At 64.8% G+C, this 25,292-nt stretch carries 19 protein-coding genes, 3 rRNA genes and 1 pseudogene; 5 read left to right on the forward strand and 18 right to left on the reverse strand.

Going from position 1 to position 25,292, the window contains the following annotated elements:
- The first annotated feature begins 87 nt into the window (after positions 1-87).
- Both BRW65_RS23500 and BRW65_RS23505 read left to right on the forward strand, forming a co-directional pair.
- Positions 88-468: a hypothetical protein gene (locus BRW65_RS23500; protein ID WP_073878667.1), complete on the forward strand. Its 381-nt coding sequence runs from the start codon at positions 88-90 to the stop codon at positions 466-468.
- Positions 461-3,325 carry an RND family transporter gene (locus BRW65_RS23505; protein ID WP_073878669.1) on the forward strand — a complete coding sequence of 955 codons (2,865 nt, stop codon included), beginning with the start codon at positions 461-463 and terminating at the stop codon, positions 3,323-3,325. The genes BRW65_RS23500 and BRW65_RS23505 overlap by 8 nt, the downstream gene beginning before the upstream one ends.
- On the opposite strand, the pseudogene BRW65_RS23510 reads toward BRW65_RS23505, so the two are convergent.
- Positions 3,306-4,052 (reverse strand): annotated as a pseudogene (locus BRW65_RS23510) (type VII secretion protein EccC); the annotation flags it as partial. The gene BRW65_RS23505 and the pseudogene BRW65_RS23510 overlap by 20 nt on opposite strands.
- A 165-nt stretch (positions 4,053-4,217) precedes the next feature.
- Here BRW65_RS23510 and BRW65_RS23515 point away from each other — a divergent pair.
- Both BRW65_RS23515 and BRW65_RS23520 read left to right on the forward strand, forming a co-directional pair.
- Positions 4,218-5,717: a DNA-3-methyladenine glycosylase 2 family protein gene (locus tag BRW65_RS23515; RefSeq protein WP_073878671.1), complete on the forward strand. Its 1,500-nt coding sequence runs from the start codon at positions 4,218-4,220 to the stop codon at positions 5,715-5,717.
- A complete protein-coding gene (locus tag BRW65_RS23520; RefSeq protein ID WP_073878673.1) occupies positions 5,714-6,217 on the forward strand; it encodes a methylated-DNA--[protein]-cysteine S-methyltransferase in 504 nt (167 codons plus the stop codon). Before BRW65_RS23515 ends, BRW65_RS23520 begins: the two co-directional genes overlap by 4 nt.
- A 59-nt stretch (positions 6,218-6,276) precedes the next feature.
- On the opposite strand, the gene rrf is transcribed toward BRW65_RS23520, so the two are convergent.
- The 4 genes from rrf to murA form a co-directional block, all read right to left on the reverse strand.
- Positions 6,277-6,389, reverse strand: a 5S ribosomal RNA gene (gene rrf / locus BRW65_RS23525).
- Positions 6,390-6,481: 92 nt separating this feature from the next.
- Positions 6,482-9,582 (reverse strand): 23S ribosomal RNA (locus tag BRW65_RS23530).
- A 282-nt stretch (positions 9,583-9,864) separates the two neighbouring features.
- Positions 9,865-11,392, reverse strand: a 16S ribosomal RNA gene (locus BRW65_RS23535).
- The 16S, 23S and 5S rRNA genes sit together here, the layout of an rRNA operon.
- A gap of 370 nt (positions 11,393-11,762) precedes the next feature.
- On the reverse strand, positions 11,763-13,016 hold the full coding sequence (gene murA / locus BRW65_RS23540) for a UDP-N-acetylglucosamine 1-carboxyvinyltransferase (protein ID WP_067281208.1): 1,254 nt from the start codon (positions 13,014-13,016) through the stop codon (positions 11,763-11,765).
- A gap of 203 nt (positions 13,017-13,219) precedes the next feature.
- On the opposite strand from murA, the gene BRW65_RS23545 reads away from it, so the two are divergent.
- Positions 13,220-13,804: a cob(I)yrinic acid a,c-diamide adenosyltransferase gene (locus BRW65_RS23545; RefSeq protein WP_073878675.1), complete on the forward strand. Its 585-nt coding sequence runs from the start codon at positions 13,220-13,222 to the stop codon at positions 13,802-13,804.
- A 15-nt stretch (positions 13,805-13,819) separates the two neighbouring features.
- Here BRW65_RS23545 and BRW65_RS23550 read toward each other — a convergent pair whose 3' ends face one another.
- From BRW65_RS23550 to prmC, 13 genes are all read right to left on the reverse strand, one after another.
- Complete coding sequence (locus BRW65_RS23550) at positions 13,820-14,263, reverse strand: DUF2550 domain-containing protein (RefSeq protein ID WP_067747734.1); 444 nt, start codon at positions 14,261-14,263, stop codon at positions 13,820-13,822.
- A 17-nt stretch (positions 14,264-14,280) separates the two neighbouring features.
- A complete protein-coding gene (locus BRW65_RS23555; RefSeq protein ID WP_067747732.1) occupies positions 14,281-14,646 on the reverse strand; it encodes a F0F1 ATP synthase subunit epsilon in 366 nt (121 codons plus the stop codon).
- Positions 14,647-14,681: 35 nt separating this feature from the next.
- Positions 14,682-16,148 (reverse strand): F0F1 ATP synthase subunit beta, encoded by a 1,467-nt coding sequence (gene atpD / locus BRW65_RS23560; protein ID WP_073878677.1) that lies wholly within the window; start codon positions 16,146-16,148, stop codon positions 14,682-14,684.
- A gap of 23 nt (positions 16,149-16,171) precedes the next feature.
- Positions 16,172-17,080 (reverse strand): F0F1 ATP synthase subunit gamma, encoded by a 909-nt coding sequence (locus BRW65_RS23565; protein WP_073878679.1) that lies wholly within the window; start codon positions 17,078-17,080, stop codon positions 16,172-16,174.
- Positions 17,081-17,086: 6 nt separating this feature from the next.
- Positions 17,087-18,757: a F0F1 ATP synthase subunit alpha gene (gene atpA / locus BRW65_RS23570; protein WP_073878681.1), complete on the reverse strand. Its 1,671-nt coding sequence runs from the start codon at positions 18,755-18,757 to the stop codon at positions 17,087-17,089.
- A 67-nt stretch (positions 18,758-18,824) separates the two neighbouring features.
- Positions 18,825-20,165 (reverse strand): F0F1 ATP synthase subunit B/delta, encoded by a 1,341-nt coding sequence (locus BRW65_RS23575; protein ID WP_073878683.1) that lies wholly within the window; start codon positions 20,163-20,165, stop codon positions 18,825-18,827.
- Between the two features lie 6 nt (positions 20,166-20,171).
- Positions 20,172-20,705, reverse strand: a complete 534-nt coding sequence (locus BRW65_RS23580) for a F0F1 ATP synthase subunit B (RefSeq protein ID WP_073878685.1) — start codon at positions 20,703-20,705, stop codon at positions 20,172-20,174.
- Between the two features lie 9 nt (positions 20,706-20,714).
- Positions 20,715-20,963, reverse strand: coding sequence for a F0F1 ATP synthase subunit C (locus tag BRW65_RS23585; RefSeq protein WP_024636915.1), 249 nt, complete (start codon positions 20,961-20,963; stop codon positions 20,715-20,717).
- An 84-nt stretch (positions 20,964-21,047) separates the two neighbouring features.
- On the reverse strand, positions 21,048-21,803 hold the full coding sequence (gene atpB, locus BRW65_RS23590; RefSeq protein ID WP_073878689.1) for a F0F1 ATP synthase subunit A: 756 nt from the start codon (positions 21,801-21,803) through the stop codon (positions 21,048-21,050).
- A complete protein-coding gene (locus BRW65_RS23595) occupies positions 21,796-22,281 on the reverse strand; it encodes an ATP synthase subunit I (protein ID WP_073878691.1) in 486 nt (161 codons plus the stop codon). Before BRW65_RS23595 ends, atpB begins: the two co-directional genes overlap by 8 nt.
- A gap of 219 nt (positions 22,282-22,500) precedes the next feature.
- The gene (locus tag BRW65_RS23600) at positions 22,501-23,730 is read right to left on the reverse strand and encodes a glycosyltransferase family 4 protein (protein WP_139273219.1); all 1,230 of its coding nucleotides are present in this window, start codon (positions 23,728-23,730) and stop codon (positions 22,501-22,503) included.
- Positions 23,731-23,758: 28 nt separating this feature from the next.
- Complete coding sequence (locus BRW65_RS23605; protein ID WP_073878693.1) at positions 23,759-24,418, reverse strand: L-threonylcarbamoyladenylate synthase; 660 nt, start codon at positions 24,416-24,418, stop codon at positions 23,759-23,761.
- Complete coding sequence (gene prmC, locus BRW65_RS23610; protein ID WP_073878769.1) at positions 24,411-25,283, reverse strand: peptide chain release factor N(5)-glutamine methyltransferase; 873 nt, start codon at positions 25,281-25,283, stop codon at positions 24,411-24,413. The genes BRW65_RS23605 and prmC overlap by 8 nt, the downstream gene beginning before the upstream one ends.
- Positions 25,284-25,292 lie beyond the last annotated feature (9 nt).

Raw genomic sequence — 25,292 nt, forward strand, 5'->3', positions numbered from 1 at the left:
GGCGGCAATTGCCTCCGCCCGTGGTAGGAGCCAAAGACTGCACTTCGGCACGACGCGCGACGGTGTCCGTTTTCCTAGCGTCGAGTCATGACATGGACACAGCTGCACGACCGGATGGCCTTCATGGCCGAAGTGATCAAAGCCGCCGAGGCCGACCCCGAGGCGGCACTCGCGTCGGTCACGGACTCACCCGAAGTTCCCCGGCTGTTCGGTGACGAAGAGGGCCTGCTGCTGTCGCTGGGGCAGCGCTGGATCACCATGCTGGTGGCCAAGCTGGACCAGGCCGCGCACGAGGGCGTGGCGGCCGACCACGTGCGGGCCGAGCTCGAAACCGCCCAACCCGGCCTGCACGCGCTGGTGCGGATCGGCTCCCGGCGGTCGCTGCGGGTGCGCTCCCTGACGCGCGGTGAGCACGTGGCGGTGGGACTCTTCGGCGGACCGAGCGGCGATCGGCAGACCGTTGCATGACAGGCCGGGACTGATCTCGCGATTCACCGGTCGGTACGCGGTCCTGATCGTCGGGCTGTGGGTCCTCGCGGCCGGTGCCGCCAACCTGGCCGTCCCCCAACTGGAGCGAGTGGTCGACTCCCACGCCCGATCCTTCATGCCCACCGACGCGCCGAGCGCCGTCGCCGCCTCGCGGGCCGCCCAGCTGTTCGACCAGACGCCGAGCAACAACTTCGTTTACGTTGTGCTGGAACGCAATCAGAAGCTCACCCCACGCGACCGGCAGTTCTACGACGCGCTGACCGCGGAGTTGGGTTCTGATCGACGACACGTCTATGCGGTGACGGACCTGTGGTCGCAGCCCGCGACGGCCGCCGGGGCGCAGAGCTCCGACGGGCGAGCCGTCAGCGTCATGGTCCGGCTGGCGGGAATGCTGGGCACCGCGCAGGCGCGCGAATCGGTGAACGCAGTCCGCGCCACGGTCCGCACGCTCTCGCCGCCGGCCGGCCTCGACGTCCATGTCACCGGACCCGGCGCCACCATCGTCGACGAATTCTCCGCGATCGATCGACAGATGCTGGGAATCACCGCCGCCACCATCGGTCTCATCCTGGTTCTGCTGTTGGTGGTGTACCGATCCCCGATAGCCGCCGCGATTCCGCTGATATCGGTCGGCCTCGCCCTAGCCCTGGCCCGCGCCGTCGTCGCCGCGCTTGGCCAATCCAATGCGGTTGAAGTTTCGCTGTTTTCGGTCGCGCTCATGGCGGCCATGACGCTGGGCGCCGGCACCGACTACGCGATCTTCCTGGTTGGCCGCTACCACGAGGCCCGCCGCGGCGGCGCCGCTCCTACCGACGCTCTGACGCTGGCCTACCGCTCCATCGCCCCCGTGGTGATCGGATCGGCGCTGACCGTGTCGGTGGCGCTGGCGTGCCTGGTGTTCGCGAACGTGGGATCGTTCCGAAGCGCCGGATTACCCTGCGCCATAGGCATTCTGGCGACCATGGTCGCCGCGCTGACCCTGACGCCCGCACTCATGAGCCTGGCCATCAGGCGCGGGTATCTTGAACCGCGGCCGTCGAGAACGGCGCGGCGCTGGCGCCGTGTGGGGACGACGGTCGCGCGCTGGCCGGGCCCGATTCTGGTCACCGCGGGCGGCTTGACCCTGCTGGTGGCGCTGCCGCTGGCCGGCATGCGGATCGGCTTCAACGAGCCCGCCGCCACGCCGGCGTCCACCGACTCCAACCGTGGCTACGCCAGCGCCGACCGGCATTTCGCTGCCAACGCACTGTTGCCCGACGTCGTGGTGATCCAGGCCGACCACGACCTGCGAAACCCTGCCGGCCTGATCGCCATCGAGCGAATCACGCGCCACATCATGGCCGTACCCGGGGTGCGCGCCGTCCAGTCCGCCAGCCGCCCCGACGGCAAGGTGCCCGAGCAGGCGACGCTGAGCTACCAGGCCGGCGTGCTCGGCCGTCAGTTCGGGGACACCGTCGACTCGCTCACCCAACGGCTGCGACGGGTTTCCGAACTCGACTCCGCCCTGGCGCGGACGCAGCTCGCAGTCGACGGCCTCGGTAACGGATTGCGCGGTGGTAGTGCGGGATTGGCGGACATGTCCGGAGCCGCGGACGACATGCGCGCCGGGATGGATGGGTTGCAGCGCAACGTCACCACGGTGTCGGGTTACCTCGACCCGTTGCGGGATTTCGTCGGGCGCACCCCCGACTGCGCGACCAATCCCATCTGCTCGACGGTGGACCGAGTGCTTCAGCCGGTCGACAGCCTGGTGCAGACCTCGGCGCGCCTGGATGCGGGGGCCGCGAAACTGACCAGCGGCTCAACCACTGCCGCCACCGCGATGGCCGGCCTGCCCCAAAGCGTCGGCGCGATGAAAGACGCCCTGGCGCAGGCGCGTTCGGCCACCCATGACCTACTGAGCCTGTCCGACACCCTCGGACCCCAAATGCGCCAGTTGACCGACTACCTGGACGAGATCGCGACGCAGTTTCAGGGCAGTGCGGCGGCAGACTTCTACATGCCGCAGCGGGCGTTGACCGATTCCCGCTACACCGCCGCGCTGGGGCACCTGCTCTCCGGAAACGGCAGCGCCGCTTACCTGCTGGTCTACGGAGACGGCTCGGAGTGGGGCGGCGACGGCGCCAAGCGGGCAGACCTGATCCGCGCCGCCATCAAGGAAGCCACCAAGGAAGGCACTCTGACGCCGGTGGAGGTCGACCTTGCCGGCGTGGGCCCCGTGACTGCTGACCTGCAGCGCTTCGTCGCAGGCGACACCAAGCTGCTCGTCGGCGCCGCGTTGGCCCTCATCTTCTTGATCGTCACGGTGATGCTGGGCAGTCCGGTGGCGGGGCTGGTCGTCGTCGGGACCGTCGTCACCTCGTACGCGTCGGCAGTCGGTGCCAGCGTGCTGATTTGGCAACACCTGCTGCACCACGATCTGCACTGGGCTGTCGCCCCGATCGCATTCATCGCCCTGATCGCCGTGGGCGCGGACTATAACCTGCTGCTCGCGCTGCGCATCAAGCACGAAGCGTCGGCGGGCCTCAAGACCGGCATCATCCGCGCCTTCGGCGCCACCGGCGGGGTGGTCACCGTTGCCGGCATCGTCTTCGGGCTCACCATGCTGGCGTTGCTCAGCAGTAGCGTGCTCAGCATCGCTCAGATCGGCAGCACCATCGCGGCCGGGCTGTTGTTGGACACCTTGATCGTGCGGGCGTTCATCGTGCCGTCAATCGTGGCGCTGCTGGGCCGCTGGTTCTGGTGGCCACGCGCGCTACCCCGCCGCGTCAGCATTGCGGCGGTGAAACCGCCACTGCAGCACCCGGTTACGGCCGCTACTGCCGCAGCGCGGTAGCCGGCATCCCGACGAGCACCCCTTCGACGTCGCCGTCGGCGCTCACCAGCAGACCGCGCCCCGGCGGCAGCGACTGCGCACGCACCGAGCGGTTGATCCGGTTCTGCGGGTCGTTGTCCATATAGAGCTGCGCGACTTTCGCCGAGTTCTGGAATCTCATCCACGGATCCATCTGCAGCGTCGCCCAGTTCGCGCTGTTGCGGGTGGTGAACACGTGCAGGCCGATCTGCCGGGCGCGTTCCATCAGCTTCCACAGCGCCGCCCCCACCGGTGGCTTGGGTGGGTAGCTCTGGTCCGGCCGCAGGTCCTGGACGTCGTCGATGAGCACGAAATGCCGTGGCCCCTCCCACGGTTTGAGCGCGCGTAGCTCTTCCTGGCTCAGTCCCTTGGGGGGCAGCCTGGGCAGCAGGATCTGTTGCGCGAGTGAGGTGATCACCTCATCGATCTCATCCTGGTCATAGGCATACGCACGCACGTACCCCGGCCCACTCAAATCCCGCAGACCGTGCGGTGCGGTCTTCGGGTCGATCAGCGTCAGCTGCGCCTCCTCCGGGCTGAACCGGCTCATGATCGCCTCGCCGATGGACACCAGCGACAGGGTCTTGCCACAGCCCTGCCGCCCCAGGATCATCAAGCCGGGGCTGTCTTGGAGCTTCAGCGGAACGGGGCCCAGTTCGTGTCGCTCGCCGATTGCGAAAGCGATGGACAGGTCGTCGCCGCTCGGATGCGCGGCGGCGTACTCCAGTCGGGCCGCCCGCTCTCCCGCCCGGCCCGGCCCGCGACTTCATCGCGGCCGCCGCGGCCGTCCGCCACGACGGCCCCTAGGCCGGCGTTCCACTGCCATGTCGCTTTTCCGCCAGTTTTGTCACCGGGCGGGTGTAAGTCTGGAAGCGTGCACGACGATTTCGAACGCTGCTACCGCGCCGTCCAGTCCAAGGACGCCCGGTTCGACGGCTGGTTCGTCACCGCCGTTCTGACGACCCGCATCTATTGCCGGCCCAGTTGCCCGGTGCGGCCGCCGTTCGCCCGCAACGTGCGCTTCTACCCGACCGCCGCCGCCGCCCAGCGGGCCGGATTCCGGGCGTGTAAGCGGTGCCGGCCCGACGCCTCGCCCGGGTCGCCGGAATGGAATGTGCGGGGCGACGTCGTCGCTCGCACGATGCGCTTGATCGCCGACGGCACCGTGGATCGCGACGGCGTCGGCGGGCTGGCGGCGCACCTCGGTTACACCACCCGCCAGCTGGAACGGCTGTTGCAAACCGAGGTCGGCGCCGGGCCGCTCGCGCTGGCCCGCGCCCAGCGGGCGCAGACGGCCCGCCTGCTTGTCGAGACCACCGACCTGCCATTCGGGGACATCGCGTTCGCGTCGGGATTCTCCAGCATCCGGCAATTCAACGACACCGTGCGCTCGGTCTTCGAGAGCACACCGACGGAGCTGCGCCGGCGGGCGGCGGTCCGGGCCGGGACCGGGACCGCTTCGCCGGGGGCGGTGTACCTGCGATTGCCGGTCCGCACACCGTTCGCCTATGAGGGGGTCTTCGGTCATCTGGCCGCCGGCGCCGTGCCGGGCTGCGAGGAGATCCGCGACGGTGCGTATCGACGGAGCCTGCGTCTTCCGTTCGGTAGCGCCGTCGCCACCCTGACGCCGGCCGTGGATCACGTCCGCTGCGTGCTGGCGCTCGACGACTTTCGCGACCTGACCACCGCGATAGCCCGCTGCCGCCGACTGCTGGACCTCGACGCCGATCCCGAAGCGGTGGACGACGCCCTGTCCGGCGACGTCCACCTGCGTCCGGTCGTGGGAAAGGCTCCCGGACAACGGATTCCACGCACGGTCGACGAAGCCGAGCTCGCCGTGCGCGCAGTGCTGGGCCAGCAGGTGTCGACCAAGGCGGCCAGAACCCACGCCGCTCGCCTGGTCGCGGCCTACGGGCAGCCGATCGCCGACCCCGACGGCGGGCTGACCCACACGTTCCCGTCCGTGGAGCAGCTCGCGGAGATCGACCCCATCCACTTGGCGGTCCCCAAGGCGCGGCAACGAACCGTGAGCGCGTTGGTCGCCGCCCTCGCCGACGGCCGTGTCGTCCTCGACAGCGGGAGCGACTGGGAGGCCGCCCGCAGACAATTGCTGGACTTGCCCGGAGTGGGCCCATGGACCGCGGAGGTGATCGCGATGCGCGGCCTCGGCGACCCGGATGCCTTCCCCGCCACCGACCTTGGGCTCCGGTTGGCCGCCGACCAATTGGGCTTGCCGACGGACGAACGGGCGCTCGTCGCGCACGGCGCCCGGTGGCGCCCCTGGCGTTCGTACGCCACCCAGTACCTCTGGACCACCCTCGAGCATCCGGTTAACCAATGGCCACCACAGGAGCCCCAAAAGGAGACAGCATGATCGAGTACCGCACCATCGACAGCCCGATCGGGCCGCTGACCCTTGCCGGTCAGGACTCCGTTTTGACCATGCTTCGGATGGTCGACCAGACCTACGAGCCCAGCCGCACCGGTTGGGCACCGAATGCTACGGCGTTCGACGAGGCCACCGACCAACTGAACGCATATTTCGCCGGCGAGCTGACCGAATTCGATTTCGAATTCGAACTGCGCGGTTCCGAATTTCAGCGGCGGGTCTGGAAGGCGCTTCAAGCAATTCCTTACGGCGAGACCAGATCCTACGGAGAGATCGCGGAACAGATCGGCGCCCCCGGTTCCGCGCGCGCCGTGGGACTCGCTAACGGCCACAATCCCATCGCGATAGTAGTTCCGTGTCATCGCGTCATCGGTGCCAACGGAAGCCTTACCGGCTACGGCGGCGGCCTCGACCGCAAGCGAACCCTGCTCGCATTGGAGCAGAAACGCGTATCGGCGAATGCGACTTTGACATTGTTCGACTAGGAATGCGCCGTTTCCGCAAATGCAAAAACACCCCCGTTGCCGGGGGTGTTTTTGTGTATGTTCGGCGGTGTCCTACTTTTCCACCCGAAGGGGCAGTATCATCGGCGCTGACAGGCTTAGCTTCCGGGTTCGGAATGGGACCGGGCGTTTCCCTGTCGCTGTGGCCGCCGTAACTCTATTTAAATTTGGTTTCGGTGGGGGGTGTGGTGTTCAGAGCATCCCGCGACAAATTGTCGTGAGACTGAACAGTGGTTGCGATTGTGTGTTGGTAAGTTTTCGGCCGGTTAGTGCCAGTTCCCTGCACCCATTACTGGGCTTCCAGGTCTGGCCTATCGATCCCGTGGTCTGCGGGGGGCCTTATCCCTCTAAAAGGGTGAGAAACCTGATCTTGGAGAAGGTTTCCCGCTTAGATGCTTTCAGCGGTTATCCTGTCCGAACGTGGCTATCCAGCGGTGCCCCTGGTGGGACAACTGGTATACCAGAGGTTCGTCCGTCCCGGTCCTCTCGTACTAGGGACAGGTTTCCTCAAGTTTCTGACGCGCGCGGCGGATAGAGACCGAACTGTCTCACGACGTTCTAAACCCAGCTCGCGTGCCGCTTTAATGGGCGAACAGCCCAACCCTTGGGACCTGCTCCAGCCCCAGGATGCGACGAGCCGACATCGAGGTGCCAAACCATCCCGTCGATATGGACTCTTGGGGAAGATCAGCCTGTTATCCCCGGGGTACCTTTTATCCGTTGAGCGACACCCCTTCCACTCGGGGGTGCCGGATCACTAGTCCCGACTTTCGTCCCTGCTTGACTTGTAAGTCTCGCAGTCAAGCTCCCTTGTGCACTTACACTCAACACCTGATTGCCGTCCAGGTTGAGGGAACCTTTGGGCGCCTCCGTTACATTTTAGGAGGCAACCGCCCCAGTTAAACTACCCGCCAGGCACTGTCCGTGAACCCGATAAGGGTTCGACGTTAGGTGTCCAATACGATCAGAGTGGTATTTCAACAACGACTCCGCCCCAACTGGCGTTGGGGTTTCACAGTCTCCCACCTATCCTACACAAACCGTACCGAACACCAATACCAAGTTGTAGTGAAGGTCCCGGGGTCTGTTCGTCCTGCCGCGCGTAACGAGCATCTTTACTCGTAGTGCAATTTCGCCGAGTCTATGGTTGAGACAGTTGGGAAGTCGTTACGCCATTCGTGCAGGTCGGAACTTACCCGACAAGGAATTTCGCTACCTTAGGATGGTTATAGTTACCACCGCCGTTTACTGGGGCTTAAATTCTCCGCTTCACCTTACGGTTAACGGGTCCTCTTAACCTTCCAGCACCGGGCAGGCGTCAGTCCGTATACATCGTCTTGCGACTTCGCACGGACCTGTGTTTTTAGTAAACAGTCGCTACCCACTGGTTTCTGCGGCCGAATCCCGCTCCCACCGCAAGGGTGTTCACGGTATTCCGGCCCCCCTTCTCCCGAAGTTACGGGGGCATTTTGCCGAGTTCCTTAACCATAGTTATCTCGTACGCCTTGGTATGCTCTACCTGACCACCTGTGTCGGTTTGGGGTACGGGCCGTGTGTGTGCTCGCTAGAGGCTTTTCTTGGCAGCAGAGGATCACCGAATTCACCTCAATCGGCTATGCATCACCTCTCAGGATTAATGAGCGACGGATTTGCCTATCGCTCTCCCTACAGGCTTGCCCCAGTGTTACCACTGACTGGTACGGCTACCTTCCTGCGTCACCCCATTGCTTGACTACTACCAGCGAAGGTCCCACGCAGCCCCGAAACTCCATGCCCCCGAAGGGGAATGGTCGATCCGGTTTTGGGTGGTTAGTACCGCTGATTCATCAGGGACGCCCACACACGGGTACGGGAATATCAACCCGTTGTCCATCGACTACGCCTGTCGGCCTCGCCTTAGGTCCCGACTCACCCTGGGCGGACTGGCCTGGCCCAGGAACCCTTGGTCTTACGGCGGGCAAGGTTCTCACTTGCCTTATCGCTACTCATGCCTGCATTCTCACTCCCCCAAACTCCACCACACGGTTACCCGGTGGCTTCGCTGCATGGGGGACGCTCCCCTACCCAACCTTACGGTTGCCGCGGCTTCGGCGGTGTGCTTGAGCCCCGCTACATTATCGGCGCACAATCACTTGACCAGTGAGCTATTACGCACTCTTTCAAGGGTGGCTGCTTCTAAGCCAACCTCCTGGTTGTCTCTGCGACTGCACATCCTTTTCCACTTAGCACACGCTTAGGGGCCTTAGCCGGCGATCTGGGCTGTTTCCCTCTCGACGTACGGAGCTTATCCCCCGCCGTCTCACTGCCACGCTATACACCACGGCATTCGGAGTTTGGCTGACGTCAGTAACCTAGTAGGGCCCATCGGCCATCCAGTAGCTCTACCTCCGTGGTGAAACACGTAACGCTGCACCTAAATGCATTTCGGGGAGAACCAGCTATCACGGAGTTTGATTGGCCTTTCACCCCTACCCACAGCTCATCCCCTCAGTCTTCAACCTAAGTGGGTTCGGGCCTCCACGCGGTCTTACCCGCGCTTCACCCTGGCCATGGGTAGATCACTCCGCTTCGGGTCCAGAACACGCCACTACACCCCAAAGGGGATGCGCCCTATTCAGACTCGCTTTCGCTGCGGCTACCCCGCACGGGTTAACCTCGCGACGTGTCCCTGACTCGCAGGCTCATTCTTCAAAAGGCACGCCATCACCCCACAAGGAGGCTCTGACGGATTGTAGGCACACGGTTTCAGGTACTCTTTCACTCCCCTCCCGGGGTACTTTTCACCATTCCCTCACGGTACTAATCCGCTATCGGTCATCGAGAAGTATTTAGGCTTACCGGGTGGTCCCGGCAGATTCACAGCAGATTCCACGGGCCCGCTGCTACTCGGGTGTTGATATAAGGCAGGTGCCGGGTTTTCGCGTACCGGGCTTTCACCGTCTACGGCAGGCCGTCCCAGACCACTTCCGCTAACCACGACACTTTCTGACTACCCCTCAGCCAGGTAGAGCTGAGACATATCAATCCCACAACCCCGCACACACAACCCCTACCCGGTTATCCATGCATGCGGTTTAGCCTGTTCCGCGTTCGCTCGCCACTACTGACGGAATCACAATTGTTTTCTTCTCCTACGGGTACTGAGATGTTTCACTTCCCCGCGTTACCTCCCGCACCCTATATATTCAGATGCGGGTAACACGACATCACTCGTGCTGGGTTTCCCCATTCGGAAATCCTCGGATCAATGCTCGGTTGACAGCTCCCCGAGGCATATCGCAGCCTCCCACGTCCTTCATCGGCTCTCGATGCCAAGGCATCCACCATGCGCCCTTAGACACTTACTTACACACAAGAGTTATAAAAGAAATTACACATTTCAACGAACACGCGACCGTTGCCGGCAACGCATCCGTTTAGATGCTCGCAACCACTATCCAATACTCAAACACCACACCCCACCACCAAGATGGAGGGACACCACACGGACTGGCCGAGTGTTGTCTCAGGGCCCAATAGTGTGTCTGGCAATCATTTGCTGTTGTGCACCCGGCCCTCGCCCACTACAGGCGAGAACCCCTCACGGCTGGCACCCCACCAATTGGGATGCTTTTCGTGGTGCTCCTTAGAAAGGAGGTGATCCAGCCGCACCTTCCGGTACGGCTACCTTGTTACGACTTCGTCCCAATCGCCGATCCCACCTTCGACAGCTCCCTCCAAAAGGTTAGGCCACTGGCTTCGGGTGTTACCGACTTTCATGACGTGACGGGCGGTGTGTACAAGGCCCGGGAACGTATTCACCGCAGCGTTGCTGATCTGCGATTACTAGCGACTCCGACTTCACGGGGTCGAGTTGCAGACCCCGATCCGAACTGAGACCGGCTTTAAAAGGATTCGCTTAACCTTGCGGCATCGCAGCCCTTTGTACCGGCCATTGTAGCATGTGTGAAGCCCTGGACATAAGGGGCATGATGACTTGACGTCATCCCCACCTTCCTCCGAGTTGACCCCGGCAGTCTCTCACGAGTCCCCGGCATTACCCGCTGGCAACATGAGACAAGGGTTGCGCTCGTTGCGGGACTTAACCCAACATCTCACGACACGAGCTGACGACAGCCATGCACCACCTGCACACAGGCCACAAGGGAACGCCTATCTCTAGACGCGTCCTGTGCATGTCAAACCCAGGTAAGGTTCTTCGCGTTGCATCGAATTAATCCACATGCTCCGCCGCTTGTGCGGGCCCCCGTCAATTCCTTTGAGTTTTAGCCTTGCGGCCGTACTCCCCAGGCGGGGTACTTAATGCGTTAGCTACGGCACGGATCCCAAGGAAGGAAACCCACACCTAGTACCCACCGTTTACGGCGTGGACTACCAGGGTATCTAATCCTGTTCGCTCCCCACGCTTTCGCTCCTCAGCGTCAGTTACTGCCCAGAGACCCGCCTTCGCCACCGGTGTTCCTCCTGATATCTGCGCATTCCACCGCTACACCAGGAATTCCAGTCTCCCCTGCAGTACTCTAGTCTGCCCGTATCGCCCGCACGCTCACAGTTAAGCCGTGAGATTTCACGAACAACGCGACAAACCACCTACGAGCTCTTTACGCCCAGTAATTCCGGACAACGCTCGCACCCTACGTATTACCGCGGCTGCTGGCACGTAGTTGGCCGGTGCTTCTTCTCCACCTACCGTCAACTCACGAAGTGAGCCTTCGTCGATGGTGAAAGAGGTTTACAACCCGAAGGCCGTCATCCCCCACGCGGCGTCGCTGCATCAGGCTTGCGCCCATTGTGCAATATTCCCCACTGCTGCCTCCCGTAGGAGTCTGGGCCGTATCTCAGTCCCAGTGTGGCCGGACACCCTCTCAGGCCGGCTACCCGTCGTCGCCTTGGTAGGCCATCACCCCACCAACAAGCTGATAGGCCGCGGGCCCATCCCACACCGCAAAAGCTTTCCACCACAAGGCATGCGCCAAGTGGTCCTATCCGGTATTAGACCCAGTTTCCCAGGCTTATCCCGAAGTGCAGGGCAGATTGCCCACGTGTTACTCACCCGTTCGCCACTCGAGTACCCCCGAAGGGGCCTTTCCGTTCGACTTGCATGTGTTAAGCACGCCGCCAGCGTTCGTCCTGAGCCAGGATCAAACTCTCCAAACAAAATCTCCTCGCAGAACGAGGTGAATTCAAATCAGAGAAAATCTGACCTAACAAAAAGACACCAAATAACTGGCATCAAAAATTGCCATACCCACACACGGGGAGTGCTAGGTATGGCCAAAAAAACAACAACAAAATAAAAAGACCAAACACACTATTGAGTTCTCAAACAACACTTGTTTCGCCCGTTTTGGGGCAACCCTGCCAGCTTAATACAAGTCCGGCAGTGGAGTCAACTCCCAGTTTTGGTCTTCCAGAGACCGTTTCGGGAGCAGCCGTGCCAGGCTAGTACCAATCCAGCGAGGGAGTCAAGCGTCCGGGGTGTCGGTCGCCTGGTGTGGCGACCGCCCCTGCGGGGCACTGACTTTGGTTACTCTACCCGCTCGATCTCCGCTCCCAAAATCGCCAGGTTTTCGACGAACAACGGGTAGCCGCGATCGATGTGGAAGACGTCGTGGACCTCGGTGTCACCGTCGGCGACGAGGCCCGCCAAAACCAAGCCCGCGCCGGCCCGGATATCGGAACACCACACCGGGGCGCTGGACAATTGCGGCAGGCCTCGCACGACGGCATGGTGGCCGTCCGTGCGGGCGTCGGCACCCAGCCGGATCATTTCTTCGACGAAGCGGAAACGCGCCTCGAAGACGTTTTCCGTGATCATCGACGTCCCGTCGGCGATCGAGGCCAGCGCGATGGCCATCGGCTGCAGGTCCGTGGGAAACCCGGGGAACGGCAGGGTCGCGACGTTGACGGCCTTGGGGCGCTCGTACTGCGTGATCCGAAAGCTGTTGTCCGTTTGGGTGACCGTCGCGCCGGCGTCATGCAACTTGTGCAGCACCACCTGCAGATGGGCCGGGTCGACGCCCGTCACCGAGATGTCGCCCCGGGTCATCGCGGCGGCGATGCCCCACGTGGCGGCCACGATGCGGTCCCCGATCACGCGGTGCTCGGTGGGGTGCAGCCGCGGGACGCCGGTGATGGTCATCGTCGGCGAGCCGGCGCCCTCGACCTGTGCGCCCATCTGATTCAGCATGGTGCACAGGTCCACGACGTCGGGCTCGCGGGCCGCATTGTGGATCGTGGTGACGCCCTCGGCCAGCACGGCGGCCATCAGGATGTTTTCGGTGGCTCCCACCGAAGGGAACTCAAGCTGGATCTCCGCACCACGCAGCGTGTCGGCCTGGGCGACGACGCAACCGTGCTCGATGTTGCACTGCGCCCCCAGCTGGCGCAGGCCCGCCTGATGCATGTCGAGCGGCCGAGACCCGATCGCGTCACCGCCCGGGAGCGCGACCCGCGCGCGCTTGCACCGCCCGACCAGCGGCCCGAGCACACAGACCGACGCCCGGAACTGTCGCACCGCCGCAAAATCGGCGTCGTATTTCGGCTCGTCGGGCGAGGTGATCCGGGCGACGTCGCCGTCGAGCTCCACGGTGGCGCCCAGGCCACGCAACACCTCGGCCATCAGCGGGACGTCGAGGATGTCGGGGCAGTTGGTGATGGTGCTCGTGCCCTCGGCCAATAGCGCCGCGGCCATCAGCTTGAGCACGCTGTTCTTGGCGCCCCCCACCGCGACTTCGCCGGACAACCGGTTGCCGCCGGTCACCACGAATCGCTCTGCCACCCGCGTCAGTCTAGTGAAGCGGTATCGGGTTGTCAGTCAGCCCGCTCGACGACGATGCGCTCCGCACAGCGGAGTGAGGCGGGGACACATCCCCAGCCGCGATGGGGGCACCGCCCGCTTGCGGGGGACGGCGAGGGGCGAGTCAAGCAAGTCAAGCCGAGCCAAGGCGCCGCCCCATCGCGCGCCGCAGTAGCGTCTTGCGCATGGCGATACACCTGACCCGTATCTACACCCGGACCGGCGACGACGGCACGACGGGATTGAGCGACTTTTCGCGGGTCTCCAAGAACGATCCCCGCCTGGTCGCGTACGCGGATTGTGACGAGGCGAACTCGGCGATCGGCGTGGCGATCGCCTTGGGCCACCCCGACGCGGAAACCGCCGGCGTGCTGCGGCAGATCCAGAACGACCTGTTCGACGCCGGCGCGGACCTGTCAACCCCGGTGGTGGAAAACCCCGAGCATCCCCCGCTGCGGGTCACCCAGCCCTACATCGACCGGCTCGAGGGCTGGTGTGACAAATATAACGAGCACCTGCCGGCGCTGAATTCCTTTGTGCTGCCTGGTGGTTCGCCACTGTCGGCGCTGCTGCACGTCGCCCGCACGATCGTCCGTCGAGCGGAACGGTCGGCGTGGGCGGCGGTCGATGCCGCCCCGGAGCAGGTCAACATGCTGCCGGCGAAATACCTGAACCGCCTCTCGGATCTGCTGTTCATCCTGGCGCGCGCGGCCAACCCCGACGGCGACGTGTTGTGGAAACCCGGTGGCGGTGCGCCGAGCGCGAGTTAGTTCGCGCTCCAAAGCCTAGACGCTGCGACGACGAGCCCGCGGTGACGGGCGGGACTCCAGCCAGGACAGGAAGGCCGTCAATGCGCCTTTGTCCAGGGCGATCTCGTATCCGGTCCGGCGGTCCTGCGTCGTGTCGCGCAGTTCCACCACGACGATCTCGTCGGTCATGATGTCGAATTCGTCGCCGCGCGGTGCCCGCCGGGCGACGATCTCGACGCCCCTGCGGCTGAGTCGACGGTCCGGCCACAACCGCAGGCTGGAGAGCCGGTAGAACGCGGCCTCACCGCCGCGGTAACGAATCACGCCGTGCCGCCAGCCGTGGCCCCCGACCGCGGGAATGTCTCGCATGATCCCCGCGGTCCCGCCCTGGCGCAGCTTCCACAACCGATAGCTCAGCGCGACAACCGCCCCCGCCAGGACGACAACCAGCACGACCATGCCGACCATGGGCGCGCTCATCGTCTCGTCCGAGGCGGCTAGTCGATCGCGCCGACGGCGCGCAATCTGCCGCGCCCCCGCGCCGCGATGCGGGGGTCGTCGGACTCCGAATCCTCCCTGGCGGCGCTTTCGTCGATCTCGGACTCGAACGCGGCGGACTCGGCCAGTACGGTCACCGTCTCCTCGGTCACCGACAGGAACCCGCCTTCGATGGCGACCCGCAGATCGTCTTCGCCTTCGCGCTCGACGCGCACCATCGCGTCGTCGACCAACTGGGCGACGACCGGGATGTGCCGGGGCAGGATGCCGATCTCGCCGACAGTCGTGCGGGTGAACAAGAACGTTGCCTCACCCGACCAGATCTTCCGGTCGACGGCGACTATCTCGACGTTCAATTCGGCCATGCCACAGAGCCTTTCAGAGCCTTAGCGCTCAGTCCTCAGGAGTCCAACTTGGCGCCGAAGCTTTCGGCTTTCTTGGCCAGGTCGTCCAGGCCGCCGATCAGGAAGAAGGCCTGCTCGGGGATGTGGTCGAAGTCGCCCTTGGACAGGCGGTCGAACGCCTCGATGGTCTCCTTCAGCGGGACGGTGGAACCCGGCTGGCCGGTGAACTGCTCGGCCGCCATCATGTTCTGCGAGAGGAACCGCTCGATGCGACGTGCACGCTGAACCAGCTGCTTGTCTTCTTCGGACAACTCGTCGATACCGAGGATGGCGATGATGTCCTGAAGGTCCTTGTACCGCTGCAGGATCCGGATGACTTCCTGAGCGACGCGGTAGTGCTCGTCACCGACAACACCGGGGTCCAGGATGGTCGAGCTCGACGCCAGCGGGTCCACCGCGGGGAAGATGCCCTTGGAGAACACCGAACGCGACAACTCGGTGGTCGCGTCCAGGTGCGCGAACGTGGTTGCCGGCGCCGGGTCGGTGTAGTCGTCGGCGGGCACATAGACCGCCTGCATCGACGTGATCGAGCGACCCCGCGTCGAGGTGATGCGCTCCTGCAGCTCACCCATCTCATCGGCCAGCGTGGGCTGGTAACCCACCGCGGACGGCATCCGGCCGAGCAGCGTCGAGACCTCGGATCCGGCCTGGGTGAATCGGAAGATGTTGTCGATGAACAGCAGCACGTCCTGGCCGGCTTCGTCGCGGAACCACTCCGCCATCGTCAGCGCCGACAGGGCCACCCGCATGCGGGTGCCGGGCGGCTCGTCCATCTGACCGAACACCAGCGCGGTGTCCTTGAGCACGTCGGCCTCTTTCAGCTCGACCCACAGGTCGTTGCCCTCGCGGGTGCGCTCTCCCACACCGGCGAAAACCGAAGTGCCACCGAAGTTTCGGGCGATACGGTTGATCATCTCCTGGATCAGCACCGTCTTGCCCACGCCGGCACCGCCGAACAGCGCGATCTTGCCGCCACGCACGTACGGGGTGAGCAGGTCGACGACCTTCAACCCCGTCTCGAGCATCTCGGTGCGCGGCTCGAGCTCCTCGAAGGGCGGCGGCTTGCGGTGGATCGACCAGTGCTCGAAGTCCTCGCCGTATCCGGGCTTGTCCAGGCAGGCGCCCAGCGCGTTGAAGACATGGCCCTTGACGTCCTGGCCGACCGGCACCGAGATCGGCTTACCGCTGTCGGTCACCTCGACACCGCGGACCAGGCCGTCGGTGGGCTGCAACGAGATCGTGCGGACCAGGTTGTCGCCGAGGTGCTGGGCGACCTCCAACGTGAGGGTCTTCTTCAGTTCCTCGAACGTGATCTCGGCGTTGAGCGCGTTGAACAGTTCCGGTACGGATCCCCGCGGGAACTCGACGTCAACCACGGGGCCGGTGATCCGCACCACGCGGCCGCTGGTCTCGGAATTGGTGGACTTGTCGGTCTTCTCTGCGGTTCCAGTAGTAGCAGCCATAATCTTCTTCTCTTCCTCGTGTGCTACTGAGCGTCGGCGAGTGCGTTTGCACCACCGACGATTTCGCTGATCTCTTGGGTGATCTGAGCCTGCCGCTCGCGGTTCGCCATCAGCGTCAGTTCCTTGATCAGGTCATCTGCGTTGTCGGTGGCGGACTTCATCGCTCGCTGGCGCGACGCGAGCTCCGATGCCGCCGATTCAAGCAGTGCGGCGTAGACGCGGGTCGTCACGTACCGCGGCAGCAGCGACTCGAAAAGCGTTGTCGCATCCGGCTCGAACGAATACAACGTATGCAGTTCCTCGGTGTCCTCGACGTACTCGACGACCAGCGGAGCGATGCGGTGGGCCACCGCGGCCTGCGACATCATCGACTTGAACTCCGAGTAGACGATGTGCAGTTCGTCGACGCCCTGGTCGTCCTGCGACTCGTCGTCACCGGTGCCCTTCATGAACGTCTCGACCAGGGTCGAAGCGATCTCCGCGGCGTTTTCGTAGCTGGGTTGCTCGGAGAAGCCCGTCCACGAGTCGGTGATGTCCCAGTTACGGAACTTGAAGTAGTTCAGGGCCTTCCGGCCAACCGTGTACACAACCGGCGTCTTGCCTTCCTCCCTCAGCAGGGAGAACAGCTCCTCGGAGCGGCGGAAGATGCTCGAGTTGTAGGCGCCGCACAGGCCGCGATCGGAGGACACCACCAGGACGCCGGCCCGCTTGGGTTCCTCCCGTTCGACCAACAACGGGTGGTCCAGGGCGGCTTCGGACGACAGCGTGGTCAGCATCGCGGTGATCTGAAACGAGTAGGGCCTGGCCGCTTCGAGCCGAGCCTGCGCTTTACCGATGCGCGACGTCGCGATCATCTCCTGGGCCTTGGTGATCTTCTTGATCGACCCTGCCGAGCGAATCCGGCCGCGTAGTTCGCGAAGTGTGGCAGCCATTGTTAGCTACTTCTTGTCCTTACCGTTCTTGGAGTCCTTCTTGGGCTTCTCCTTCTTGACCTGGACCGACTCCTTTTCGAGATCCCCTTCGTCCAAGGGCTCGACGTGCTCGTCGGGCACCACCGAACCACCGCCCGTGGCCGCGAACCCCTTCTTGAAGTTGTTGATGATCTCGGTCAGCTGGTTCTCGCCCTCTTCGGAAAGCTTGCCGCTGTCCCGAATACCGGCCAGGAACTTCTCCTCCGACGCCCGCATGTGGTCCAGCAACTCGGTCTCGAAGCGCCTGACGTCCTCCACGGGCACGGAGTCCAGGTGACCGCCGGTGCCCAGGAAGATCGAAACCACCTGCTCCTCAACGGGCATGGGCTGGTACTGCGGTTGCTTGAGCAGTTCGACCAGCCGCTCACCGCGCTCCAGCTGCGCCTTCGACGTCGCATCCAGGTCCGAGGCGAAGGCCGCGAACGATTCCAGCTCGCGGTACTGCGACAGGTCCAGACGCAGCGAGCCGGCCACCTCTTTCATGGCCTTGATCTGCGCCGCACCACCCACGCGGGACACCGACACACCGACGTTGATGGCGGGACGCACACCCTGGTTGAACAGATCGGATTCCAGGAAGCACTGCCCGTCGGTGATCGAGATGACGTTGGTCGGGATGTAGGCGGAGATGTCGTTGGCCTTCGTCTCGATGATCGGCAGACCGGTCAGCGAGCCGCCCCCGAGGTCGTCGGAGAGCTTGGCGCAGCGCTCCAGTAGCCGCGAGTGTAGGTAGAACACGTCACCCGGGTAGGCCTCGCGGCCCGGCGGGCGGCGCAGCAGCAGCGAGATCGCGCGGTAGGCCTCGGCCTGCTTGCTCAGGTCGTCGAAGACGATCAGCACGTGCTTGCCGTCGTACATCCATTGCTGGGCGATCGCCGAACCGGTGTACGGCGCAAGCCATTTGAAGCCGGCGGAGTCGGAAGCCGGGGCCGCGACGATGGTGGTGTAGTCCATCGCGCCGCCCTCTTCGAGCGCCCGCCGGACCGAGGCGATCGTGGTGCCCTTCTGGCCGATCGCCACGTAGACGCAGCGGACCTGCTTCTTCTCGTCGCCGCTCTCCCAGTTCCCGCGCTGGTTGAGGATCGTGTCGACGCAGACGGCGGTCTTGCCGGTCTTGCGGTCACCGATGATCAGCTGCCGCTGGCCGCGGCCGATCGGCGTCATGGCGTCGATCGCCTTGATGCCGGTCTGCAGGGGCTCGCTCACGCTTTGCCGCTGCACCACGGACGGCGCCTGGATCTCCAGCGCGCGGCGAATGTCGGTGTCGATGTCTCCGCGACCGTCGATGGGGTGACCGAGCGGGTTGACGACGCGACCCAGGAAGGCGTCACCGACGGGGACCGACAGCACCTCGCCGGTGCGCTTGACCTGTTGCCCCTCTTCGATTTTCTCGAAGTCACCCAGGATCACCGCGCCGACGCTGTGCTCGTCGAGGTTCAGCGCGACGCCGAGGACCCCGCCCGGGAACTCGAGCAGTTCCTGGGTCATGACGGAGGGCAGGCCTTCGACGTGCGCGATGCCGTCCCCGGCGTCGACGACGGTGCCGACCTCTTCACGGGAGGTGTCGGAGGTGAAAGAGCCTACGTACTCCTCGATGGCGCTCTGGATGTCATCAGCGGAGATTGTCAACTCGGCCATGGCTTTTCGTCTTCCTACTTGGTCTCGGTATCGCGTGTGTCGGAAAGGGTTGGTGGGAGTGGTCGGGTCAGTCGGGCAATTGGGCCTGGGCAGCGGCGAGGCGCGAAGCGAGTGTCCCGTCAATCACTTCGTCCGCCACGGAGATGAGCAGGCCGCCGAGCAGCTCCTCGGAGGTTTGCAGCTGCACCGTCACCGGATGACCGTAGATGCGGCCGAGCACGTCGGTCAGGCGAGACCGCTGGGCGTCGCTGAGTTCGGCCGCCGCACTGACTTGCGCGACGATCTCGCCGCGGCGTGCCACCGCGACTTTCGCCAAGAACTGGATGGCCTCCTCGGCCGATTCACCCCTGAGCAGTTGGACGGTCTGGGTCAGCAGCGCCACGACGATCGGGTCGACCCTGCCGCTGGAGCTATCAAGTACCTTGCGCAGCAGGCTGATCCGGCCTTCCACCGGCACGCCGTAGTCACCCAACAGGATGGCGAGTCGCGGCTGCGCGTCCAGGATGCGGGCGAACCGGAAGAGCTGGTCTTCGACGTCGTCGACCTTGTTCTCCCGTTCTGCGACTTCGAGCAACGCCTGCCGCGAGATGTGCTCGATCGCGTCGCCCAAATCGGAGTTGGCCGACCAACGTTCCGACACCGCCAGCCGCAGGATGTCGAGCGTGGCGTCGGCGACCTTGCCCGAGACCAGCCGCTCGATCAGCCGGACGCGGGGCGCCGCGTCCTCGGCGGGCACGGTCAAGTACCGGGTGATGACGATCTCCCGGTCCAGCATTTCGGCTACCGAAACAAGCTCGGACGAGAGGCTGGTAAGCGCTTTGTTGTCAAGGCCTTTGGCGATGTCGCTGAACCGCTCCGTCAGGCTGGCCACCGCCACCCGACTGGCGGAGCGCATCTTGGTCAACAATGGATACTCGACCTCGGCCGGCGCCGGGGCCATCGCTTCCAGGTCGTCCAAAAACCGATCGACGGTGCCGGACTGCTGTTCCGGGTCGGCGACAAAGTTCCGCACCAACTCGCCCGCCTGGCGCACCGCCTCGTGGCCGAGTTCCAGGCGGAGCTGGCGGCTGAGTTGCGTGCGCAGCAGGTCGACCTGGCGGCCACCCTGCGTGGCGATGCGTTCGAATTCCGCGTCGGCCTGGATCCGGAACTGCTCGGCGATGCGGCCCGCGTCGGTCTGGGCTTCCTCGACGAGCCGTTCGGCCTCGGTCTTGGCGGACTCCACGGCGTTGCTGTGGGCCGTGGTCGACTCTTTCAACCGATCGGCCGCTGCCGCGGAGTCTTTCAGCTGCTGACGCACGGCCTCCTGACGAGCGGCCATCAGACGACGCACCGGCGGCACCACGTACCGCACGACCAGAAGCACGATGGCCGCGAATCCGATCAACTGCCCGATGAATGTCGACATGCGCGATTACCGTCCAGATTTCCCGGTTGCGGACGTGGCCGTGGTGGCCGGGGCCACCTCGACGCCGAGGATCCGGCTGGCCAGCTTCGCCGACATGCCCGCCACGTTGGCGCGCAGATCCAGTTCCACGGCGTCTCTCTCCCGCTTCAATTGCTCGGATGCCATTTGCAACGTCGACATCACCTGCTGCTCGGCACGGGCGCGCGCGTCTTCGACCAGCTTACGGCCTTCGGTGCGGGCATTGTCGCGCAACGACGACGCCTGAACCCGGGCCTCCGACAGGGCTTCCTCGTAGTCAGCCTTGGCGGCGTCGAACTGCTCAGTCGCCTTCTTGTTGTCGGCGGCCGTCTTGGCAACCATGTTGTCGCGCTCGCGCAACACCCGCATAACCGGCGGCACCACGAAGGTGCCGATCACGGCCAGCACGATCAGGAAGATGGCCAGCACAAAGAAGAACGTGCCGTTGGGAACGAGGAAGTTGTTGCCTCCCTCGGCCATCACCTGGCTGGATGCCAGAACGCTCAGACTCGCGTCACCCATCACAGCGAACTAGGTGCCGACGGGTGTGGCGAAGACGAACAGCGCCATGAAGGCCAGGTTGATGAAGTAGGCGGCCTCGACCAGACCGACGGTGATGAAGAACGGCGTGAACAGCCGACCTTGCGCCTCGGGCTGCCGGGCGATACCCGAGACCAGCGCGTTACCGGCGATACCGTCACCGATACCGGCGCCGATCGCGCCACCGCCCATGATGAGTCCACCGCCGATGAGCGCAGCGGCAGCGACTTGGGGGTCCAGAGCCATTCTTATCCTCCTTGATAGCTGGTAGTGGTCTACCAGGCCTCTGTAATGGTGTGTGGGTCAAAGCAATTCATGGTGACCTCAGTCATGGTGCTCCTCGATCTCCATGGCTTGACTGAAGTACAGGATCGTCAAGATCGAGAAGATGAACGCCTGGATCGCCCCGACGAAGAGGTCGAAGGCCTTCCAGATCGCGTTGGGCGCCCACATGATGTAGGGCGGGAAGAGCGCGATCAGCGCGACCAGGATGCCGCCGGCGAAGATGTTGCCGAAAAGTCGCAGCGACAACGAAATCGGCTTGGCGAGCTCCTCGACGAGGTTGATCGGCGCCAGGAACGCCACGTGGCCCTTGAGCACGGCCAGCGGGTGGCCGACGATGCCGCGGCGCCAGATGCCCGCCACGTGGTAGCAGACGAACACGAACAGGGCCAGGGCCAGAACGTAGTTGATGTCCGCGGCCGCCGATTTCAGCAGCTCGGTGGTGTGCCCGGACTTATCCGTGTATTGCAGCGGAAGCACCGACAGCCAGTTGGAGATCAGGATGAAGACGAAAATGGTTACCGCCAAAGGCAATACGAATGGCGCGATCCGCATCCCGACCGCGCTCTCGATCTGATCGCGCATCTGGACGGTGATGGCTTCCCAGAACAACTGCACGCCGCTGGGGACGCCGGTCGACGTGATCTTCGCGCGCAGGAAGAAGGCCAGCGCCAGGACGATCACCGCGGCGATCGCGGTCGACAGGATCGTGTCGGTGTTGACGGTGAGCCCCAGCCATTTGGCGTGGGTGTGCTCGCCAACCTCGATCGCGGCGGCCAGGAACGTCGTCTCAGTCATCGGTGCTGTTCTTTCCTTCCGTTCCTTCCGATCCGGCCGTCGCGCCGCCGGCGGAGTCGTCTGCCCAGTCGCCGGCGCGCAGCTTCTTCCACACCGGAAGAGCCGTCGATGCCACCAGCAAGATCTGAAACAGCGCCAAGCCGAACACGACGCCCAGGCCCGCGGGCCGGAAGATGTAGGCGATGATCAGCCCGATCACGGTGATGACGGCCAGCCGGGTGGCCGAATTCAGCGCCATCGTGCTTTTCATCGGATGCTCTTTGGCGGTGATCGACGCGACTGAGCGACGCACCAGAAGGGCGTTGAGCAAACCAAGCAGCAACCCGACCCCGAAGAACACCCCGACCATCAGGTGACCGGTCAGTCCGGCGGCGACGACGGCCACCGCGGTGACGGCGAAGCTGAGCACCAACAGGCGGACCGGCCGGAACGCAACAGAGGGGAACACCAACGGCGCGTCCTGCGCTGGTGTCGTCACTGCAGCACCTCAATCCCAAGTTGGTAGAGCGGGAGTCCCCCGACCGAACTGATCGGTGGCCCGCCGAGCGTATCGCACGTCACAGGGGATCCACCCAAGGGGTATCACCCGACGCGAGTCCTCAGCCGACCCGATCGGAACAGTGTCCGACGGACCGGCAATCTGTGCGGCTTTTTGGGCTTCTACCTGCACCGTACCATAAGGCGAACACCACTACTACTAGCTGTCGTAGTCCTCGTCTTCATACTCGTCTCGCCGCCGCATGAGTGGGATCGCGGTCGCGATGCCGGCGACCACGATGGCGCCCAGCATCACCGCGGCGGTGTCGCGCGGGTTGAAGAAAATCGTGCTGGCCGCACCGAACGCGACGATGCCCACCCAGAGGTAGATCAGCAACACCACCCGGCGGTGGGAATGTCCGATCTGCAGCAAGCGGTGGTGCAGGTGCATCTTGTCGGGGCTGAACGCGCTGCGGCCCGCGCGGGTGCGGCGCACGATCGCCAGCAGCAAATCCAGCATCGGCACGAACATCACGGCGACGACCAGCAGGAACGGTGACAACAGGGCGAACACATCGCGCGCACCGTAGGCGTTCTGCGAGACGGGCCCCGCGGCGGTGGTCGAGGCCGCGGCGAGCATCAGGCCGATCAGCATCGAGCCGGAATCACCCATGAAGATCTTGGCGCGGTGGAAGTTGTGCGGCAGGAAGCCCAGGCAGGCCCCCGCGAGCACCACGGAGATCACGGCGGGCGGATAGAAGAGCACGTCGCCGCCGTGGTCGCGCAGCAGGCCGACCGAGAACATGCAGATGGCCAGGGCGGTGATCAGCCCGAGCCCGGCGGCCAGTCCGTCCAGCCCGTCGACGAAGTTCATCGCGTTGACGATGGACACCGTCAGCGCGAGTGTGAGCAGGATCGACGAGGCCTGGTCCAGCACGATGGTGCCGACGCCGCCGATCGGGATGTAGAGGACGCTCCAGGCAACGCCCATGGTGACCAGCACGCTGGCCGCGGTGATCTGGCCGGCGAACTTCGTCAGGGCGTCCAGGCCCCACCGATCGTCGATGAGCCCGATGCCCATGATCACGGCGCCGGCCACCAGCACCGCGGGCATGCCCGTGGAATAGACGAACCCGCGGGTGAGCGCCGGAAGCTGCGAGGCCAGGAAGACGGCCGAGATGACACCGAGGAACATCGCCAGCCCGCCCATGCGCGGGGTCGGGGTCACGTGTACGTCGCGTTCTCGCGGATAGGCGACGGCGCCCAGCCGGGTGGCGAGCACCCGCACGGGACCGGTCGCGAAGTAGGTGATGATCGCGGCGGTCAGACCCACGAGGGCAAGCTCGCGCAGCGGGACACCGGCGCCGCGGTCAGCCAGGGCGAGCACGCCATCGGCGAGGTTGGCTAGCGTGGTGGCCGGGTCGCTGGACACGTCGAGACGGTACTGCACCAACCTGGCAAGGAGAGAACCGCTCCGGTCAGGTCTGGGCGGTCAGGCTTTCTGGATCCACCCCGAGCACTTCGGCGATCCGTGCGGCGCTCACTGGGCCCGGTCGCAGGATGCGCGGGGCGGCACCGGTCAGGTCGACGATCGTCGACGCCGCCTGCTGCTCGGCCGTGCCCGCGTCGAGATAGACGTCGACGAGGTCACCGAGCTGATTCCGCGCCTCGTTGGCGTCCACGGCGGGCGGCCGGCCTGAGACGTTCGCACTGGATACCGCCATGGGCCCCACCTCGCGCAACAGCTCGATGGCCACCGGATGCAGCGGCATCCGCAGCATCACGGTGCCGCGGGCGTCGCCGAGGTCCCATTGCAGCGACGGCGCCTGCGTCACCACCAGGCTCAGCGCTCCCGGCCAGAACGCGCGGATCAGGTCGCGCGCCCCGCCCGGCATGGTGTAGACGAGCCCCTCGATGGTGTGCCAGGAGCCGACCAGCACGCCGACCGGCATGTCCCGGCCACGCCCCTTCGCCGAGAGGAGGGCCGTCACCGCGGCGCTGTTGAAGGCATCGGCGCCGATGCCGTAGACGGTGTCCGTCGGCATAACGACGAGGCGGCCACCCTTGATCGCGCCCGCCGCCGAGGCGATTCCACGCGAACGCTGGTCGGGATCAGCGCAGTCGAAGACTTCAGTCAATGGCGCCGCCCTGTTTGCGGGCCGTCACGAATCTCGGCCGGCCGGCCAGATCTTGATGCTCCATGACGTCTTCGAAAAGCGTTGTCTTACGGACCAATTCGACGGTCTCCGCCGACGTGGTGTCGTCATGTTCGACGGCGAAGACGCCCCCCGGGCGCAGCCAGCGGCAGGCCAGCTCGACGATCGGGGCGATCACCGCCATCCCGTCCGGGCCGCCGAAGACCGCGTGGCGTGGATCATATTGAGCCACTTCGGGTTCCACGGGTGCGGCGTCGGGGACATAGGGCGGGTTGGCCACCACCACGTCGACGCCGCCGTCCAGGTCGGGCAGCAGGCCGGGCGTGGTGACGTCGGCCCGCACGAGTTCGACCGCGGTGCCCGCCGCGTTGCGGCGCGCGTACTCGAGGGCCGCCGCCGAATCGTCGACGGCAATGATCCGCGCCGCCGGGTGTTGATGGGCCAGCGCCACCGCCAGGGCGCCCGATCCGGTGCACAGGTCGACGATGACGGACCGGGCCGGGAGTCGCTGTTCGGTGACCCACGCCAAGAGGGCTTCGGTTTCCGGGCGCGGTATGAAGACGCCGGGACCGACCCGCAGCATCAGCGGCCCGAACGCGGCCGTGCCGGTGAGATGCTGCAACGGCACCCGCCGCGAGCGCGCGGCCACGACGTCGCGGTAGCGACCGAAGAAGTCGTCGCCGGGCGAGTCGAGCAGGGCCAGCCGACCGCGCTCGGTGCCCGTCAGGTGCGCGGCCAGCTCCTCGGCGTCCCAACGGGCGGAGGCGATCCCCGCTTCGGCGAGCGTCGCCGCAGCGGAATCGATCGCGCGCCGCACACTGTGCTGAACTGTCCCGCCCCTCCTCATCGCTTCGCT

The sequence above is a fragment of the Mycobacterium paraffinicum genome (assembly GCF_001907675.1).
Classification (GTDB): Bacteria; Actinomycetota; Actinomycetes; order Mycobacteriales; family Mycobacteriaceae; genus Mycobacterium; species Mycobacterium paraffinicum_A.

What these genes read in the sequence shown, in the direction of transcription:
- BRW65_RS23545 (WP_073878675.1), top strand. Translation starts at nt 13,220, where the DNA reads ATGGCGATACACCTGACCCGTATCTACACCCGGACCGGCGACGACGGC.
- atpB (WP_073878689.1), bottom strand. Translation starts at nt 21,803, where the DNA reads ATGACTGAGACGACGTTCCTGGCCGCCGCGATCGAGGTTGGCGAGCAC.
- prmC (WP_073878769.1), bottom strand. Translation starts at nt 25,283, where the DNA reads ATGAGGAGGGGCGGGACAGTTCAGCACAGTGTGCGGCGCGCGATCGAT.
- BRW65_RS23580 (WP_073878685.1), bottom strand. Translation starts at nt 20,705, where the DNA reads ATGGGTGACGCGAGTCTGAGCGTTCTGGCATCCAGCCAGGTGATGGCC.
- BRW65_RS23565 (WP_073878679.1), bottom strand. Translation starts at nt 17,080, where the DNA reads ATGGCTGCCACACTTCGCGAACTACGCGGCCGGATTCGCTCGGCAGGG.
- BRW65_RS23520 (WP_073878673.1), top strand. Translation starts at nt 5,714, where the DNA reads ATGATCGAGTACCGCACCATCGACAGCCCGATCGGGCCGCTGACCCTT.
- BRW65_RS23575 (WP_073878683.1), bottom strand. Translation starts at nt 20,165, where the DNA reads ATGTCGACATTCATCGGGCAGTTGATCGGATTCGCGGCCATCGTGCTT.
- atpD (WP_073878677.1), bottom strand. Translation starts at nt 16,148, where the DNA reads ATGGCTGCTACTACTGGAACCGCAGAGAAGACCGACAAGTCCACCAAT.
- BRW65_RS23550 (WP_067747734.1), bottom strand. Translation starts at nt 14,263, where the DNA reads ATGAGCGCGCCCATGGTCGGCATGGTCGTGCTGGTTGTCGTCCTGGCG.
- BRW65_RS23555 (WP_067747732.1), bottom strand. Translation starts at nt 14,646, where the DNA reads ATGGCCGAATTGAACGTCGAGATAGTCGCCGTCGACCGGAAGATCTGG.
- BRW65_RS23500 (WP_073878667.1), top strand. Translation starts at nt 88, where the DNA reads ATGACATGGACACAGCTGCACGACCGGATGGCCTTCATGGCCGAAGTG.
- atpA (WP_073878681.1), bottom strand. Translation starts at nt 18,757, where the DNA reads ATGGCCGAGTTGACAATCTCCGCTGATGACATCCAGAGCGCCATCGAG.